The organism is Kordia sp. E, from assembly GCF_056033805.1.
In genome coordinates, this window is record NZ_JBRASR010000002.1 from 1 (window position 1) to 16,941 (window position 16,941).

The following is a 16,941-nucleotide window of genomic DNA, read 5'->3' on the forward strand; positions in this document are numbered from 1 at the left end:
TTTATTATCCCAAAACTTTTTAAACTTATTTTTTAAAAAACTTTTTTCCTCCAAAAAATCAATAACTATCAGAACTTTTTTAGCTAATTCGTTTCCTCTTTAGCGGCTGCAAATATAAATACCTTTTGTAAACTCACAACCTTTTTATTACCTTTTTTTACCTTTTATTTTAAACCCCAACACAACAACCTATTTACAAGGATTTTACATCACAAAATTATTTTCCAAATTTATTTCAATTACTCGTTTGGTGTTTGGTGTTTGGTGTTTGGTGTTTGGTGTTTGGTGTTTGGTGTTTGGTGTTTGGTGTTTGGTTAAAAAATTCCTTTTGTATTTAATTCACAAATGCTTCCTTCATCTTATATAGGTAATCATAAGTAACCTAATCGGGTTAACGATGGAGCTTTTGTTGGAGCTCCTCACCTTTACCTATCATTACTTCGACTACGCTAAGACTATAATTTAAATACACTTGGTAGAACATATATATATAGTGAGAGCGACTCGCGAGAGCGTGGCCAGTTTTCGTTTACTCTAATAGTAAAAGAAAATGGAAACCCCATAAATTAGACTACACTCAATAATCCCGCTTCGACAAACGTTATTTGTGAATCTATTAATTGATTTATTTGAGACTATGGATATCTATGAGAAGAAGTTCCAAACGAGACCGAAACGCACTATGAAGTCTCTGTACGGATAGTTTGGCGCAGAGAAAAAGTTGTATCCAGTAAAGGATGAATTTAGATGCTCAGCTTTTAGATAGATACGTGTTCGTCTTACTTTGGCATTTATAAATATATCAACACGAGGAAAGCTTCCTATTTTTTGTTGATTTTGACTGTAGAATTCTCCCAATAACGGACTGTAGCCATCTGCATTGTATTCGGTGAAGTAACTAAAGGTTATTCCTGTTTGAATGAATAATGCTTTTTTGAACCATTTATCTGTAAAGTATAGCGTGTTTCGCGTTACAAGTTCAGGCACATTGAAGATGTCTCCTGTTTGTGTCACTTTTTGATACATTACAGTATTGTTTAATGCAAATTTTCCATAACGGAATTCTTTCCCAACTTTAACTTTTAGATACGTAATAGCATCTGGTGATTGTATTGGTGTTATTTGCTGACTTGTATCTAATCCTGAAAAGTATGCATAGTTATCCATTGACGTAAAACTCACATCTGCATTTAACCATTTTTTCGACTTGAAACTAAAGTTCAAACTTTGTGTACGTTCTTTTTTAAAATCAGTTCGCCAATTGTAATTTATATAATCACTTTGATTGATAATGAAGTTAAAGTTTGGTGCTTTGGAATTGATAACAATAGAAGCCTCTACATTTGCATCATCATTGAACTTGTATTTTGCTTTTCCTTTGAAATAGTTTCCTCCAAGTTCTCCTGAAACATTTGCTAGTAAATCAGCTCGTAAATCTATACCGGCAATTGTATGTCGCCATTCTCCTCCAATAGCGATGACATCACCTTCTATTTTGTTTGGAAGCACATTATTATTATTTGATGTAAATAGTATAGAATTAAAGAAGTAGTTGTATTTGGTATGATTTGCTTTGAATTTTACATCTCCAAAGGTTTTCGTTCTGTAACTTACACTTCCTTGATTGAATAGTTTTCGAAGTTGTGCTCGGTCTCGCAATCCATTTGCCACAAAACTATCTCCAAAAAAATCACTTGATGCAGCTTGACTGTAGATGTAGTATTTGGTTTCGTAGTTAAATGTATGACCAACTCTTAAGTTTGAATCACGCAATGAATCTTTTTGCTTTAGTATTTTGTAGTCATGCTCTATATAGTAACGCTTTCCTACTAATAAATTTTCTACATCTTGTGAAAATTGTACTGCAAGTCGCGATCTATCCGTAAATTCGTCTATGCCATTTTCAAAATCTGCAAGTCCTTCCGTTGTCAGACCACCATTTTCTTCGTTTAATACATCTTGAGAGTAGAAATGTCCACGAACTGCATACCGATCATTTTTAGTTCGGTAGTTTGCTGTAAATTTAAAGTTCCCTGTACTACTTAGTATGTTTTGATATTTTCCAAGCGAACGCATTCCTTTGTATGCAATAGAAAAGTTTGTGCGTTTCGTAGTATTCATTGTAACGAATGCATCTAACAATTGCCCTTGCTCCATTGCCGTTTTGAAAAACAGTTCTGTAGTTGGTGTTGGCACATTAAAATAACGCACATCTTCTACCTCATCATAATTAAAGTGTTTTGCGCGCATTCCTATACTTGGAAAAGCTGCAGGTCTGTCAAATGAATATCCTAAACGATTGTATGATTGACCTAAGTTAGAGAATGGCAATAATTCAAATTCGTCTTTACGTAAGTAATTGTATTTGTATTCTTTTTCAATTGTCAACGTTGTATCAAAAACCATCGAGTCACGTTCATGTGTAATGATTTTGTAAAGATTGATATCGTATTCTTTTCGTTTTGCTGTTTTATCTTTCTCAGAAGACTTATCACTATTAGGATTAGTGCCGCGCTCTCCTTTTTGACTAATCTTTTCTTTTTTCCCTTCTACAGGTTCAAATTTAGTCTGTGCATTTACAGAAGAAATGGAAATACATAAAAATATAACGAAAAGGATGTGCTTCACTTGTTTTGTTTTTTAACGTGCAAACGATTTATAAACCAATATCTTTTAGAGGCTTCGTTGACAAAAGTATACTTTTTGAACGAAATAAAAAGCCTTGAATTGTTATTGAAATCATAAATTGTGATTTTCACTCGATAATCGAGATTTAAATATCGCTAAGCTTACGACTAAACATTGAACACATTTTGCTTCGCTGAGCTCTTAGATTTGCTGCAAGAATGTTTATTTATAATAGTTTCTATTTTGAATTGAATGCAAGATAGAATAGTTTTGTTTGATACTATTTTACTTATGCTAACACTACAATTACTTGATGGATTAGAAGCTGGAACCGATGAAGCTGGTCGCGGATGCCTTGCCGGACCTGTTACAGCTGCTGCCGTTATACTGCCTGAAAGTTTTAAAAACGATATCCTCAATGACTCCAAACAGTTAAGTGAGAAGAAGCGCAAAATATTGCGTCCTATTATAGAATTGAAAGCTTCTGCTTTTGGTGTTGCACATATTTTTCCTGTTGAAATTGATAAAATCAATATTTTAAATGCTTCTATTTTGGGAATGCACAAAGCAATTGATCAACTTTCTATAACACCCGAACATATTGTAGTAGACGGAAATAAATTTAAACCATATAAAGAGATTCCACATCAAACTATTATAAAAGGTGATGGAAAATATATGAATATTGCCGCTGCTTCTGTCTTAGCAAAAACATATAGAGATGCGTACATGGCAAAAATTCATGAAGAGTTTCCAATGTATAACTGGAAACAAAATAAAGGATATCCAACTGTAGAACATCGCGAAGCCATTAAAAAATATGGTACTACAAAATATCATCGTATGTCGTTTCGATTGCTACCTGAACAATATTCGTTGGATTTATAGTTTTATATTTAAATTTCTCCAGACGCAACCTTTTTACACATACTGCATCTACTAAATATTAAAACCGATTATTATGAAATTTAAATCATTTCTTCTGTTTATCTGTATTGGGTTATTTTTTTCTTGTACTACTGATGATAACACTACCTATGTTGTCGATCATCCAATAGGAGGAATCTGGAAAATGATTGATGTTTCATGCGAATGCGCACCACCAAATTTTCAAGCAGATCATCTTTGGAATTTTAACACATCTCAAAATGCAGTTACAGTTACCAATGTTGCTAACGAAAATTTACAAATATTAGATAGTGGAACATATGTTTTTACATTGACTACAAACTCCATTACTATAGAATCTGTAGCATATGATTATTATTTTGAAGGTGAAAACTTATTTTTAGCTGACGAACCAGAAAGTGATGGTCCTTTAATGAAATTTGAAAGACAGTAGTTGCACCTACATTTTTTAAAACTGTAACATTATCCTAAAAGAATACTCTCTAAAGGTAAACACCAACCATGAGATTATTGTTAAGCATCTTTGTCTGTATCATTTTTTCAACTTCAGTATTCGGGCAAGTTTCTCCGAAAGACTTCAACTTAAAACACGGAATATATAACGTAGGTTTCAAACAGTATCAACAAGTTGATGCTACTCGGACGTATAAAAAAGTGTTTCATTGGACAAATAAAAGCATTCCACGTCCAATTCCAATAAGCATCTGGTATCCATCAATGGAAGCGTCTTCAAACAAAACCACTATTCTTTCCTATTTAGAAATTTTTAAAGCTGAGCGCGAATGGGAACATTTACCCAACGAACATTTATTGAATTGGTTTCCGCATCCTGTAAACAACGAACACAACAAAGCAATTTTAAACAATGAAACAAACGCTTTTCAGTATAGTAAGGTTGCAAACGGAAAATTCCCAGTCATTATATATGCACCAAGTTATGAAGCATCTTCTATAGAAAATTTTGTACTGTGCGAATACTTAGCTAGTCATGGATATGTTGTTATTTCTAGTCCAAGTCGTGGTGCAGATACAAAATATTTTACTGGCGGCACCGAAAAAGACCTAGAAGCACAAGCGCGTGATATTGAGTTTTTAGTACAAGAAGTATTAACGCTTCCATATGTTGATACAGAAAAAATTGCCACAATGGGATTTAGTTTTGGCGGATTGTCTAATGTGTTAGCACAAATGCGTAACGACTATATAAAAGCTATTGTAAGTTTGGACGGAAGCATTCGTTATAATTATAAAACGTTGAAAACGTCTCCTTTTGCTGATATTCTAAAAGTTGATGTTCCATTTATTCATATGGCACAAAAACATATTCCTGAAACTGTATTGAAAGCTGACAAGATTGATCCGAAACTAAATTATGAATTTGAATTTTACGATAGTTTAGTACACAGCAACGCATATAAATTGAAGTTTCACGATTTAACACACTCAAATTTTAGTTCGTTTGGCATTCTATTTAGACCACGAGATAAACGTCAAGATAAAAGTGATGAAAAGATTCTTACTTCATACAAACTTGTTTCAAACTATACGTTACATTTTTTGAACGCATATTTAAAAGATGATTCAAATTCGTTGCAATTTTTAAAAAATACTCCTGCACAAAACGGAATCTCTTCTGAATTGCTTTCAAAAACTTCTAAAAAAGCACTTCCAAAATCATTTACATTCCAACATTTTAATGATCTTGCTGCAAAGCAACAGTACAAAGATTTACAAAGTTTATATAAAAAAGTCCTTAAAAAGTATCCAAACCTTGAATTAGCAGAATGGAAATTAAATAATCTTGGATTGCAATTAAGCTTTAACCCAAAAACTTCACATCAAGGAATTTTAGTGTTCAAATTCGCTATTTATGCTTATCCAACATCAGCAAACTTATTTGATAGTTTGGCAGAAGTGTATTTATTTATGAATGATCAACAGCATGCAATAATCAACTTTAAAAAATCATTAGCACTAGATCCTGAAAATCAAAATGCAGTAAATCGTTTGAAACAATTGAAAAAATAGCCTAACTTTAATCTTCTAAATTATTTTTTATGTGGGAAGAACGACTTAAGATTTTTGATGCTATTGTGGATAAATGTGCTCGCTTTGAGCGTAAAGGAAAGAAGATGATTTACACTTCAGCCAATGGACATATGTTTGGATTACTCAACAAAGCTGGCGAAATTGGGTTTCGATATGGAAAAGAAGTTCAAGAAACGTATATCAAAGAATTCAACTCAGATTACTACAAATCGCACGGCGCAACCATGAAAGGTTATGTATTAATTCCTGATGAAATGCTGAATGATATAGACAAACTTGCCAACTATTTAAACGAAAGTTATGACTATGTGATGTCATTACCAACAAAGTAAAACATATAAAAAGCGCTTCCAATTTATATGAAAGCGCTTCTAGCAATACTTTTATTTCCTAGCCGCGACGAAAACAACCAGCGCTACCATGACAGATAACTGGAAGTGTAAACGGCGCACAACCTAACGTTGCAGGAACTGTAACACTACCTGAAGGTTGACAAGCGCCACCGCTAATTCCTCCAACAATTGCATCTGCTCCTAATTCTGAAACAGTATGCTTACTTAATTTTAGCTTTTTTAATTTTGCTTTTTTCATACTAATAAATTTTAATGTTATACTTCTAAGGGTATAATTCAAAAATTCATTACCCAAAAAAAATAAACTATTATTAGAATCGTTTACTGGATTGTTAATAACAACTGTAATTCTATCACGACAACAATAATTTACAATCGTGTAAGTTTTATATTTTTGTAACATTCACTCAACAAAGAACAACGACATTATTGATGTTTTTAAATAGATTTTTCATGAAAAGAATTCTGCTGTTAATTCTTACCATTTTTATCATTGGTTGTACAACCGAAGAAACTCCTAAAGAATATGCTTTATTAAAGTTTGCACCACAAGATGCTGCAGTTATTTTGCAGATTAATGATTTTGAAGGATTTCAAAGCGAACTTAAAAACAATCAGTTATTACAATCGTTTAAGAAACCAAAGTTTAAACAAGATTTTAATTCGTTTGTAGATTATTTGAAATACATCAAACCAAACTCTAAATCGTTGTTATGTTTTAATGAATTGGGAAAAGATAGTTTTGAATATACGTTTGTCACCAAATCACATCCTGATTTAATCGTGCTCGATTCACTTCAAAAAACAACAACTAAAAGTATTGCTTATAATGACACCACTATTATTGAAACTAAAATTGGCGAACAACTAAACTATTCATTCTTTGCAGATAGCGTTTTTGTAAATTCTTCTTCAAAGTTATTGATTGAAAATTGTATTCGATCTTATAAAAAAGCCATCATTCCTGAACCATTAAAGAAAGTATATGCTACTATTGACGAAAGTAAATCGGCAACTTTGTTAGCAACTCCAAAACAGCTTTCTCCATTATTAAAACATATATTTCCAAACGCAAACACCAAGTTTGTTGCCACATTTGGCGAACAAATGGCGTTAGATATTGATATTTTACAAGATGAAATATCCTTTACAGGAATTATTACAGAAAACGATTCGTTGTCTCATGCATTGAGCTCGTTAAAAAACACGTCACCACGTGAACATAAAATGGCAAATGTAATTCCGCCAATCTTTTCACATTTCAATTCAATTACATTTGATTCGTATGAGAAGTTTCATCCGGAAACTCAAAACTCACTATTAGACGCATTGGAAGAAGTCAGTACGTTTTCTTTTAACGGAAATACATTTACAGGTTTGCGCTTTATTTCTTCAAGTAATGAAGCTGCTACGCAATTAAAAAATAATCCTGTTCAGAGTCAAGCTCGATATAACGCAATTCGAGAAAACGAAGACACCAAACTTTTTCAAGGTCAGTTTACGCCATTTATAGACACATTTGACAATCAATATTTTATTATTCTTGATGAATATATTGTTTTCACAAATGTTGATGGCTTGAAAGATTTATATATTTTATCAGCATTGTACAGTGATCAACAAACACTTGCTTTTCAAAAAAACTACCAAGAAACGATGGGAGATTTAGGTGATGAATCGTCTGTTTTATCATTTGTAAACACAAATAAATTTAAGAGAACATTCGCGGAAAGCACAAAAAAATCATATCAAAAAGAAATTCTAAGTATTAATGTAGATGATTATCCATTTGCGGCATTGCAGTTTACGAATGAAAAAGGAAGCAATTATGCGCACGTTCATGGGATTTTGAAACGTAATACGGCAAAACCAACAGAAAATACGGTTTCGCAAATTTTGAATATTGTATTGGATAATCCTGTGGCAACTGATCCGCAGTTTGTAAAAAATCATATTACAAAACGAAAAGAAGTTATTGTACAAGATGAATCGAACATACTGTATTTGATTTCTACACAAGGGAAAATTCTTTGGAAGAAGCAATTAGACGGAAAGTTATTAGGTGACGTTTCACAAGTAGATTTGTATAAAAATGGGCGTTTACAATTGGCATTAACTACGCCACAATCCTTTTACATTTTGGATAGAAACGGAAAAGATGTAAAACCATATCCAACAAAAGCAACAACTTCATATACACAAGCAGTCGCTGTTTTTGATTATGATAAATCTAAAAATTATCGTTTTGTATTTACGGAAGGAAATAAAGTAGCAATGCGTGATAAAGCTGGAAAAAAAGTTTCAGGATTTAAGTTTTCAGGCTCGGAGAATGATTTTATGAATGCGCCACAACATTTTAGAGTGCTTACCAAAGATTATATTACGTTTCAAGAAAACAATGGAAAGCTTCATATTTTATCACGAACTGGCGCACCAAGAATTACTGTAAAGAAAAATATTCAGTTTTCTAATAATAAAGTATACATTCACAACAACTTGTTTACGACTTCTGATCGTGATGGAAACTTGATTCAGGTTGATAGTAAAGGACAAATAGACAAAACAAAATTACCAGTTGGTGAAAGTCATGATGTAGTGATGACAACTAAAACCTTGGTAAGTTTCTTTGAAAACAAATTACATATTAAAGATAAAACTGTTGAACTTGATTTTGGCTCCTACAGTAAACCTGAAATCTTCTTGATTCGAAATAAAATCTATGTTGCAATTACAGATATTGATGCACAAAAAGTGTATTTATATGATAGCAATGCGAAGTCAATTCCTGGCTTTCCTGCTTTTGGAAGTTCGGCAATCGATTTAGAAAATTTTGACAAAGATCCGAAGTTAGAGTTTGTAACAAAAGGTGAAAAGAATACAGTTTTGGTGTATAAGTTGAATTAGATGTTAGATGTTAGATGTTAGATGTTAGATGTTAGATGTTAGATGTTAGATGTTAGATGTTAGATGTTAGATGTTAGATGTTAGATGTTAGATGTTAGATGTTAGATGTTAGATGTTAGATGTTAGATGGAAATTAAAAATCTAAAACGTCATTTCGAGTGATTTTCGATAGAAAATTGTATCGAGAAATACTTTGAAGTAAAAATAGAAAATGAGATATCAATAGTCAATCGTGAAACTTTCTCAACATGTAATACTAATTCCCTATCGTTTCAATTTCACCCTTAGTTTCTTGCTCTTTTTTTATTTTCTTTATGCGCTTGCGTAAAAGTATCGTTTCAAGAATACTAAAGATTCCAAATAAAGCAATAGCAATCACAGCAAACAGTATTAGAAATCTTAACTCAGTTCTACTTGCCAAAACTCCTAACATTGCAAAAATTCCAAATAATAGAAAATAAACGCCACACATTACTGCTGGAATCAAGAGAAAAATAGAGATTTTCGCTTCTTTTTCATCATACTTCGATTTTCTGTAAAAACGAAAGCTTTTTATGTGATAAAATAACGTCAATAACCCTAAAATCATTCCAATAGCTACAAATAAGAAAATAAAAATAAACTCTCCATTAGATTCAGAATCGTTGTAAATATCTACCATCCCAAATATTAGAAAAAGAAATAATCCTATCAGAAATAAAATAAGTATGATTTTATAAACACGCATATTGCCTGAATTTTAAATAATTGAATTCCCAATTGTTTCAATGTCATCTTTAGTTTCTTGCTCTTTTCGGAGTTTTTCAATTCGTTTTCTTAGTAATGAAAGCTCTAAAAAACCTGCAAATGCTGCAGCCATAAAAGTGAGAATGAAAAGTATTTGTTTGTTATCAAAATCGTATTGTATGAAACGTAAAAAACTATACAACGACGCGCCACTAACGTAGAGTAAAAAAATTGAAAAACAAATACTCGCAATCCATAGAACTTTTGGTATTTTTCTATTGAAATCTATTTTTTCTTTTTGTCTGCAAAAGTGAAAACTCACAATATGATACACAATATTTAAAGTAGCTGTGATAAAAGCGATGCTTAAATACAGATATACTGTAAAAGGTACATTACTCCATGACTGACCAAGCATTTGATGAAAAATTACATATAAAATAATGACAACAAGTGCTAAAGAAGCTAGAATAAGAAGTATTTTTAGTAAACGTATCATGCAAATATTTATGTACTAGAAGTTCCAATATCGTTAATTTCTTCTTTAGTATCTCGCATCGCTATTAATTCTTTGATACGCTTCTTTAAATAGAAGAATTCTAAAAACCCAATCGATGCTGGAATAAGAAACAAAGCTATAAATAATATATCATCCCATTTATAGCCTCCACTCCAATATCGATACCAATTGTTATAGATTCCTTGTCCTAAAAGAAATAGTAAAAAAGCATATAAACAAGTGGCTCCGATCCAATGAAACTTAGATAGTTTTTTGTCTAAATTTTGTTTTTCTTTTCGTCTGTAAAAACGAAAACTTTTAATATGATATACTATATGTATGATTGATAATATGGTTATCAATACAAAGTATACTAAAGCTAATAATGGAATTTTATTTAACATACCATTAAATTCACTCACAATTACAAAAGTTATAGCAAATAAAGTTACTATGGAAAATAAGATTAATATGATTTTTAAAAAGCGCATCCTTTAAATTACAAACCTAATACGTTACCAATATCGTCAATTTCATCAGTTTCAATAGTTTCTTGTTGTAGTTTTTTATAGAATGTACTTACTTCTACTATACCTGTAACTCCAATAACCATAAAAACAATTGCTACAAATCCGTCTGAGAGATAATCCTGAAACATGCCCATTTCTATTTTAGAAAATAAAAACATAGCGATTTCTCCAACCAACCATAAAAAGAAACAAGAAAAAATTAGTGAAGCTACTAGCAATATTTTCGGAAACTTTTCAATTCCTTTTTCACTATTTTGACTTTCGTAATAGCGCAAACTTTTTAGATGATAAATGAAGTTTAAAATCACAATTGTAAATGCTACGACTTCAAATACATAATTAAACCATACAACACGACTACCTGCGGAAAGCATCTTACCCATTGCAAACAACAAAAAGCAACTACTAACTACAGTAATTAATAATAAAAATACTTTCGCAATACGCATGATTTATATTAGTATACGTTTGAATTTCCAATATCGTCAATTTCATCGTCTAATAAAACTTTTTCTTCTACGCTTTTTATTTTATTGCGCAACTGTACAATTTCAAAAACACCCAAAAGTCCAAATAGAAAAATAGATACATCAATAAGTTGATTCAAACCTAAAACAAAGATATTATTATAGAAATTTACACCGTAACCAACTAATGCAATAAAGGTTTGATATACGATATATCCATTAAATCCCAACGCAACGAAACTAGCTGCTAATACGAGTTTCTTTTCTAAATTCTTCAATACTTTATCTTCGTAATATACATTACTCTTGTAATGATATCCAACAACAACCAACAGTATCAAAAAAAGAAAATATACTCTTGTCAATACTTCATCTCCTGAAGCCAATAAGAAAAAGATAACACCAGAAATAAGTATACAGAGTAACGTTGTGACTACTATAAGTATATTTTTTATGGTTCGCATGTATGGTATTTTATTTAGTCACACCTTTTATATCATCAATTTCTTCCTGACGTTCACGACGTTCTTTATATGAAACAATGTACTTATTTAAAAGATACACATCTATCAAAGTCCACAAACCAAGAACTAGAGGAAAAATAGACCCAAACGAAAAAGAAGAATCCATATTTGTTCCAAGCCCAATTGAAATAGCTCTGGCGCCAAGAATAAACAATACTAAGCCAAAAGAAATATGTAATGCCCAATATTTCTTAGAAAGTTCTTCTAAAGGCTTATTAAATTCATGAAAAGGATAGAGTTCTTTTGTCTTAATGTGAAAATATACACTAAAAGCTCCTGTACAACCTAGGAAAAATATTGCTGTACTAGAAGAACTAGAGTCTCCTGATTGTAATCCTAAGAGATAAGTTACTGATCCAAGAATCAAACTTATCATGGTCAATAACCCTGTAAAGAATGTCAAAAGAAGTTTTTGGGCTCTCATTTTTTTAGTAATTCCGCTTCAAAAAGTGTTTGAAAGTGATGTAATAATTTTTCTTTGACTTCATTTTCATCAACATGTGTTTTTCCAAGTTCTACTTGTAAAGAAGTCACCGCTTTTCCACGAATTCCACATGGAATGATGTTATCAAAATAACCTAAGTCAGCATTTACGTTTAACGCATATCCATGCATCGTTACCCAACGACTTGCACGAACGCCCATAGCACAAATTTTACGCGCAAACGGAGTTCCTACATCTAACCAAACGCCTGTTTCACCATCGCTTCTACCAGCTTTTAAGCCATATTCTGCCAAGGTTAGAATAATCATTTCTTCTAACAAACGCAGGTATTTATGAATATCTGTAAAGAAGTTTTCTAAATCTAAAATTGGATAACCTACAATTTGCCCAGGTCCGTGATAGGTAATATCACCTCCACGATTTATTTTATAAAAAGTAGCACCTTTTGCTGCAAGTTGCGTTTCATCTAACAATAAATTAGACATATCACCGCTTTTCCCTAATGTATATACATGTGGATGTTCTACAAATAAAAAGTGATTTGACGTTTCTAAACCTGCATCTTCACGTCTGTTTTTAATTTTTGTATCTAAAATTCCTTTGAATAATTCTTCTTGAAAATCCCAAGTTTCCTTATAATCTTTCGTTCCTAAATCCTGTACCTGTATCGTTTTGTTCAAAGCCTGTCTATTTTCAACTACAAAAATACGACATTATCAAAAAAGGAGATTCTTTTTAACAAAACTATTTATTCCTGTACAAACATCCGTGTTTTCCCTATGATAGAAATAGTGGATTTGCTGTTTTATAAAACTGAACTTTTAAAGTTCTTTGCCTTGAAACAAAAACAGAATATCATGAAGAAAAAATCACTAAAATCTTTATCATTAAAGAAAAGTAATGTTGCTCATATTGCAGGAGGATTACAAGATGCACAAGCAAATCAGGCACAAAATGCTGTTAGTTTACTAGCATGTCCAAGCCCAACAGTTGTATTAACACTTCATACAAATCTTCCTATGATTTGTATAACACAATGTTGCAATTCAAGATGTGAATCTTGGTGTGTAGATTGTTAAAAAAACAAAAGAGGAATTACAGCTGTAATTCCTCTTTTAATAGCATTGAACATACAATTGCTACTTCTTATTTTGTTTTGTAAATCTCTATTTAATTTTTTGGATTATTTAGGATTACTAACGCAGCAATGGTTCCAGGAACCCAACCGCATATCCACAAAAGAAAGACAATTACTATTGATCCGCAACCTTTATCTAATACAGATAATGGTGGAAATATAATTGCCAATAATACTCTCCATATACTCATAATGTTTTTTAATTTGATGATTGATGATACTTATATGACTCATAAACTACCGAAATGTTACAGATAATATGCTCTGCAAACGCTAAGACTTCAAATATTTCCAAATCAATACATTGGTATACTAATGAAATGTATTTATCTTTGCGAACTTAAAATTTACACAAAATACTATGCAATTATCAGAACAAGAAATCGTTCGTAGAGAAAAACTTTCAAAGTTGCGCGAACTTGGCATTAACCCGTATCCTGCAAATCTTTATCCTGTAAATCATACTTCGAAACAGATAAAGGAAACTTTTGCGGAAGATAAACAGGTTGTAATTGCTGGTAGATTGATGTCGCGTCGTATTCAAGGTTCGGCTTCATTTGCAGAATTACAAGACGCCGACGGAAGAATTCAAGTGTATTTTAACAGAGATGAAATTTGCCCTGGAGAAGACAAATCTCATTACAATGATGTATATAAGAAATTACTAGATATTGGTGATTTCATCGGAATTGAAGGTGTTTTATTCACAACGAAAGTTGGTGAAAAAACAGTAATGGTAAAGAATTTTACTTTATTAAGTAAAGCTTTAAAACCATTACCACTTCCAAAAGAAAAAGATGGTGTTGTCTACGATAAATTTGATGATCCTGAACAACGTTACAGACAGCGTTATGCTGATTTAGTAGTAAACCCGGAAGTAAAAGAAGTATTTGTAAAGCGTACAAAGTTATTTAACGCTATGCGTAACTTCTTTAATGAAGCTGGTTATTTTGAAGTTGAAACGCCAATTTTACAACCAATTCCTGGTGGAGCTGCGGCACGTCCGTTTGAAACACATCACAACTCATTAAATATTCCATTATACATGCGAATTGCCAATGAATTGTATTTGAAAAGATTGATTGTTGGTGGATTTGATGGTGTATACGAGTTTTCTAAAAACTTCAGAAATGAAGGAATGGATCGTACACACAATCCTGAATTTACTGCCATGGAAATCTATGTTTCATACAAAGATTACAATTGGATGATGGATTTTGCAGAATCATTGTTAGAACACTGTGCTACTGCCGTAAACGGAACAACAACAGCAACATTTGGTGAACATACAATTGACTTTAAAGCACCATACAAACGTGTGACGATGACACAATCTATCATTGATTTTACAGGGTTTGATATTACTGGAAAATCTGAAGAAGAATTGCGCGAAGCTGCCAAAGGTATGGGAATTGCAGTTGATGAAACAATGGGGAAAGGAAAATTGATTGATGAGATTTTCGGTGAAAAATGTGAAGGAAATTATATTGAACCTACATTTATTACAGATTATCCTAAAGAGATGAGTCCACTATGTAAAGAACACCGTGAAAACCCAGAGTTAACGGAACGTTTTGAATTAATGGTTTGTGGAAAAGAAATTGCAAACGCATATTCTGAGTTAAATGACCCAATTGATCAGCGTGAACGTTTTGAACACCAATTAAAATTGGCTCAAAAAGGTGACGATGAAGCAACCGAATTTATAGATCACGATTTTTTACGTGCGTTAGAATACGGAATGCCTCCAACTTCTGGAATGGGAATCGGTATGGATCGTTTGATTATGTTTTTAACAAATAATCCTTCTATCCAAGAAGTATTGTTCTTCCCACAAATGAAACCAGAGCGCAAACAAGTTGCATTAACAGATGAAGCTAAAGTTGTATTGGAAATTTTAAAGAAAGCTGAAAAATTACCGTTAGCTGATTTAAAAGCGCAAGCAGGATTATCTAACAAGAAGTGGGATAAATCTGTGAAAGAATTGACAAAAAACAATTTAGCAAAAGTTGAGAAAAACGATGATGGACTTTTTGTAGAAATTGTCTAGCTTCGATAAATTCAACTACGAATTATCAAATATAAAAAGGCTGTCTAAAAAGTAATTGAAAGCGTCATTCTGAATTTAATTCAGAATCTCATCATAATGATTTACGATGATTATGAGAAACCGAATCAAGTTCGGTTTGACGAAAATTCAACTTTTTAGACAGCCTTTTTTTTAACGAATCCAGTCTCCGAAATCCGTTGGTACTTTTTCATCGTGAAATAGCTTTAAGAACTCTGTCATGTTTTTTGCAATATATCTCGGCTTCTTTTTAGGTTTTACTAAAATGATTTGACCTACATGTCCTTTTTTTCCTGGAAGCATATCTACAGCATAGGAAAATGTATCATCATCATAAAAAGGAATCCAATACGGACTTGCATATACAGGCAATAATCGTTCGTCAATTTCATCTTTTTTCCTAAGTGCAGCAAGGGTTGCGTACTCATACCTTGCATATGATTTTTTTGTCTTTGAATAGAAAAAGTTCCAACTAAGAAACGGACCATTTCCATCATGTCGTTTAAACATTCTTCTCAATTCATCTGGAAGTATATTGCCCGTTTCCAACGTAAATTTACATTCATACAATCCACTTTTCTCTTCATTTGCTGGTCTTGAGCTATATGAAAATCTAAATTTAGCACGCATCTTTTCCCATGCTTTTTCTTCTTTAACAAGATCAACTGCTGCGATTTTTTCATCTTTTTTACCGTAGTCAGCAAATAGTTGTAGTTTTTCTTGCTTTTTTTTAAATACATCTTTATTTTTTTCATAATACCAATCAGTTGCATAAAAACCATATAGCGGAGTTGGCGACTCGTATTCAGTTTTATATGCTTCAGCAGGCGTATGCAACAACTTCAAATTATCATTTTCATAGAGTGCAATGAAGTAATTATAGTACTTTTTTGGATATTTCTGTATTAAAAAGTTTTTAATTTGACTTACCAGCACACAACCTTCTACTTCTTTTAGTTTTCTTGCTTCCTTTACGTCAATTAGCAATAATAACTTGTGATCTTCAATTTTAGATAAAAGTGCAACTTGATCTTCGTTTAGGTCATATTCGGAAAACTGAAACTCTTGTTTTATGGTATACGAGATAGAATCTGTAGCAAAACTAGGTGTAAGCTGTATACTTTGTTTATCGTTTGCAAATACTTCTTTCCTTTGTCCAACTTTTACCGCTTCTGCCGCTTTTTCATCTTCGTATTTTACTTCTTGCATCACTTCTTCTACATAAGCAGATCCGAAAAAGAGTATAGCAGAAACTAGTTTATACAAAATAAATATTGGCGCAATTAAATGCCATATTGGTCTTCTGATTTTCTCCTGTTGTACAGCTTTTCTAATCTCTTCTGGGAAATTTTCCTCCGCGACTGTATTATGACAATCTATACATTTTACATATAGTTCCTTTAGCAAAGGAATTACAGGAATCCAAAATAAATGAAAATAGTTTGCTTCTCCTTTTACGACAAAAGAGCTTTTTCGTTGGCAATTAGGGCAGGTCGTATTTGAAGTAAGTCTTTTTTCTTTAAGTTTAGAAGATTTTACTCCAAAAATTAAAAAGTATGTCATGATCTATCCAATATGAGTGAATTTCAAATCTATTTTTTTCGATTCAGTTAAAATAAAGAATCTACTAGAAATAAACCTAGTTTGTGAAAATAATCTATAGAATCAATTCCTCCTTTTGTCATATACGTTCCTTGTATT

18 protein-coding genes are annotated in these 16,941 nt (G+C 31.9%); 7 read left to right on the forward strand and 11 right to left on the reverse strand.

Annotated elements, in window-relative coordinates:
• Window positions 1-645 precede the first annotated feature (645 nt).
• A complete protein-coding gene (locus tag ACUUYC_RS02715) occupies window positions 646-2,628 on the reverse strand; it encodes a putative porin (RefSeq protein WP_474263579.1) in 1,983 nt (660 codons plus the stop codon).
• A gap of 291 nt (window positions 2,629-2,919) precedes the next feature.
• On the opposite strand from ACUUYC_RS02715, the gene ACUUYC_RS02720 reads away from it, so the two are divergent.
• The 4 genes from ACUUYC_RS02720 (at window position 2,920) to ACUUYC_RS02735 (ending at window position 5,918) form a co-directional block, all read left to right on the forward strand.
• Complete coding sequence (locus ACUUYC_RS02720; protein WP_474263581.1) at window positions 2,920-3,516, forward strand: ribonuclease HII; 597 nt, start codon at window positions 2,920-2,922, stop codon at window positions 3,514-3,516.
• A 73-nt stretch (window positions 3,517-3,589) separates the two neighbouring features.
• The gene (locus tag ACUUYC_RS02725) at window positions 3,590-3,970 is read left to right on the forward strand and encodes a hypothetical protein (RefSeq protein ID WP_474263584.1); all 381 of its coding nucleotides are present in this window, start codon (window positions 3,590-3,592) and stop codon (window positions 3,968-3,970) included.
• Between the two features lie 68 nt (window positions 3,971-4,038).
• Entirely contained in the window at window positions 4,039-5,565 is a 1,527-nt protein-coding gene (locus ACUUYC_RS02730; RefSeq protein ID WP_474263586.1) for a prolyl oligopeptidase family serine peptidase, read from the forward strand.
• Between the two features lie 29 nt (window positions 5,566-5,594).
• Window positions 5,595-5,918 carry a hypothetical protein gene (locus ACUUYC_RS02735; RefSeq protein WP_474263589.1) on the forward strand — a complete coding sequence of 108 codons (324 nt, stop codon included), beginning with the start codon at window positions 5,595-5,597 and terminating at the stop codon, window positions 5,916-5,918.
• Between the two features lie 58 nt (window positions 5,919-5,976).
• On the opposite strand, the gene ACUUYC_RS02740 is transcribed toward ACUUYC_RS02735, so the two are convergent.
• On the reverse strand, window positions 5,977-6,177 hold the full coding sequence (locus ACUUYC_RS02740) for a hypothetical protein (RefSeq protein ID WP_474263591.1): 201 nt from the start codon (window positions 6,175-6,177) through the stop codon (window positions 5,977-5,979).
• A gap of 215 nt (window positions 6,178-6,392) precedes the next feature.
• Here ACUUYC_RS02740 and ACUUYC_RS02745 point away from each other — a divergent pair, with 215 nt between their 5' ends.
• Window positions 6,393-8,843 (forward strand): hypothetical protein, encoded by a 2,451-nt coding sequence (locus ACUUYC_RS02745; RefSeq protein WP_474263593.1) that lies wholly within the window; start codon window positions 6,393-6,395, stop codon window positions 8,841-8,843.
• 256 nt (window positions 8,844-9,099) lie between these two features.
• Here ACUUYC_RS02745 and ACUUYC_RS02750 read toward each other — a convergent pair whose 3' ends face one another.
• The 7 genes from ACUUYC_RS02750 to lipB all read right to left on the reverse strand — a co-directional run bounded on the left by ACUUYC_RS02750 (window position 9,100) and on the right by lipB (window position 12,714).
• Entirely contained in the window at window positions 9,100-9,570 is a 471-nt protein-coding gene (locus ACUUYC_RS02750) for a hypothetical protein (RefSeq protein ID WP_474263596.1), read from the reverse strand.
• A 12-nt stretch (window positions 9,571-9,582) separates the two neighbouring features.
• Window positions 9,583-10,068 carry a hypothetical protein gene (locus tag ACUUYC_RS02755; protein ID WP_474263598.1) on the reverse strand — a complete coding sequence of 162 codons (486 nt, stop codon included), beginning with the start codon at window positions 10,066-10,068 and terminating at the stop codon, window positions 9,583-9,585.
• Between the two features lie 8 nt (window positions 10,069-10,076).
• On the reverse strand, window positions 10,077-10,472 hold the full coding sequence (locus ACUUYC_RS02760) for a hypothetical protein (RefSeq protein WP_474263599.1): 396 nt from the start codon (window positions 10,470-10,472) through the stop codon (window positions 10,077-10,079).
• A 95-nt stretch (window positions 10,473-10,567) separates the two neighbouring features.
• Window positions 10,568-11,047 (reverse strand): hypothetical protein, encoded by a 480-nt coding sequence (locus tag ACUUYC_RS02765; RefSeq protein ID WP_474263601.1) that lies wholly within the window; start codon window positions 11,045-11,047, stop codon window positions 10,568-10,570.
• 8 nt (window positions 11,048-11,055) lie between these two features.
• A complete protein-coding gene (locus ACUUYC_RS02770) occupies window positions 11,056-11,529 on the reverse strand; it encodes a hypothetical protein (RefSeq protein ID WP_474263603.1) in 474 nt (157 codons plus the stop codon).
• Between the two features lie 10 nt (window positions 11,530-11,539).
• Window positions 11,540-12,013 (reverse strand): hypothetical protein, encoded by a 474-nt coding sequence (locus ACUUYC_RS02775; RefSeq protein WP_474263605.1) that lies wholly within the window; start codon window positions 12,011-12,013, stop codon window positions 11,540-11,542.
• Window positions 12,010-12,714: a lipoyl(octanoyl) transferase LipB gene (lipB, locus tag ACUUYC_RS02780; protein ID WP_474263607.1), complete on the reverse strand. Its 705-nt coding sequence runs from the start codon at window positions 12,712-12,714 to the stop codon at window positions 12,010-12,012. The genes ACUUYC_RS02775 and lipB overlap by 4 nt, the downstream gene beginning before the upstream one ends.
• A gap of 177 nt (window positions 12,715-12,891) precedes the next feature.
• Between lipB and ACUUYC_RS02785 the strand changes: the two genes are divergently transcribed.
• The gene (locus tag ACUUYC_RS02785; protein ID WP_474263609.1) at window positions 12,892-13,113 is read left to right on the forward strand and encodes a hypothetical protein; all 222 of its coding nucleotides are present in this window, start codon (window positions 12,892-12,894) and stop codon (window positions 13,111-13,113) included.
• A gap of 91 nt (window positions 13,114-13,204) precedes the next feature.
• On the opposite strand, the gene ACUUYC_RS02790 is transcribed toward ACUUYC_RS02785, so the two are convergent.
• A complete protein-coding gene (locus ACUUYC_RS02790; RefSeq protein WP_474263611.1) occupies window positions 13,205-13,363 on the reverse strand; it encodes a YqaE/Pmp3 family membrane protein in 159 nt (52 codons plus the stop codon).
• Window positions 13,364-13,533: 170 nt separating this feature from the next.
• On the opposite strand from ACUUYC_RS02790, the gene lysS reads away from it, so the two are divergent.
• Window positions 13,534-15,222: a lysine--tRNA ligase gene (lysS, locus tag ACUUYC_RS02795; protein WP_474263613.1), complete on the forward strand. Its 1,689-nt coding sequence runs from the start codon at window positions 13,534-13,536 to the stop codon at window positions 15,220-15,222.
• Between the two features lie 171 nt (window positions 15,223-15,393).
• On the opposite strand, the gene ACUUYC_RS02800 is transcribed toward lysS, so the two are convergent.
• Window positions 15,394-16,803 (reverse strand): SMI1/KNR4 family protein, encoded by a 1,410-nt coding sequence (locus tag ACUUYC_RS02800; RefSeq protein WP_474263615.1) that lies wholly within the window; start codon window positions 16,801-16,803, stop codon window positions 15,394-15,396.
• Between the last annotated feature and the right edge of the window lie 138 nt (window positions 16,804-16,941).

Excerpts from the sequence above, each read along its gene's own strand:
- ACUUYC_RS02720 (WP_474263581.1), top strand. The coding sequence starts at position 2,920 with ATGCTAACACTACAATTACTTGATGGATTAGAAGCTGGAACCGATGAA.
- ACUUYC_RS02725 (WP_474263584.1), top strand. The coding sequence starts at position 3,590 with ATGAAATTTAAATCATTTCTTCTGTTTATCTGTATTGGGTTATTTTTT.
- ACUUYC_RS02730 (WP_474263586.1), top strand. The coding sequence starts at position 4,039 with ATGAGATTATTGTTAAGCATCTTTGTCTGTATCATTTTTTCAACTTCA.
- ACUUYC_RS02735 (WP_474263589.1), top strand. The coding sequence starts at position 5,595 with ATGTGGGAAGAACGACTTAAGATTTTTGATGCTATTGTGGATAAATGT.
- ACUUYC_RS02740 (WP_474263591.1), bottom strand. The coding sequence starts at position 6,177 with ATGAAAAAAGCAAAATTAAAAAAGCTAAAATTAAGTAAGCATACTGTT.
- ACUUYC_RS02745 (WP_474263593.1), top strand. The coding sequence starts at position 6,393 with ATGAAAAGAATTCTGCTGTTAATTCTTACCATTTTTATCATTGGTTGT.
- ACUUYC_RS02750 (WP_474263596.1), bottom strand. The coding sequence starts at position 9,570 with ATGCGTGTTTATAAAATCATACTTATTTTATTTCTGATAGGATTATTT.
- ACUUYC_RS02755 (WP_474263598.1), bottom strand. The coding sequence starts at position 10,068 with ATGATACGTTTACTAAAAATACTTCTTATTCTAGCTTCTTTAGCACTT.
- ACUUYC_RS02760 (WP_474263599.1), bottom strand. The coding sequence starts at position 10,472 with ATGTTAAATAAAATTCCATTATTAGCTTTAGTATACTTTGTATTGATA.
- ACUUYC_RS02765 (WP_474263601.1), bottom strand. The coding sequence starts at position 11,047 with ATGCGTATTGCGAAAGTATTTTTATTATTAATTACTGTAGTTAGTAGT.
- ACUUYC_RS02770 (WP_474263603.1), bottom strand. The coding sequence starts at position 11,529 with ATGCGAACCATAAAAAATATACTTATAGTAGTCACAACGTTACTCTGT.
- ACUUYC_RS02775 (WP_474263605.1), bottom strand. The coding sequence starts at position 12,013 with ATGAGAGCCCAAAAACTTCTTTTGACATTCTTTACAGGGTTATTGACC.
- ACUUYC_RS02785 (WP_474263609.1), top strand. The coding sequence starts at position 12,892 with ATGAAGAAAAAATCACTAAAATCTTTATCATTAAAGAAAAGTAATGTT.
- ACUUYC_RS02790 (WP_474263611.1), bottom strand. The coding sequence starts at position 13,363 with ATGAGTATATGGAGAGTATTATTGGCAATTATATTTCCACCATTATCT.
- lysS (WP_474263613.1), top strand. The coding sequence starts at position 13,534 with ATGCAATTATCAGAACAAGAAATCGTTCGTAGAGAAAAACTTTCAAAG.
- ACUUYC_RS02800 (WP_474263615.1), bottom strand. The coding sequence starts at position 16,803 with ATGACATACTTTTTAATTTTTGGAGTAAAATCTTCTAAACTTAAAGAA.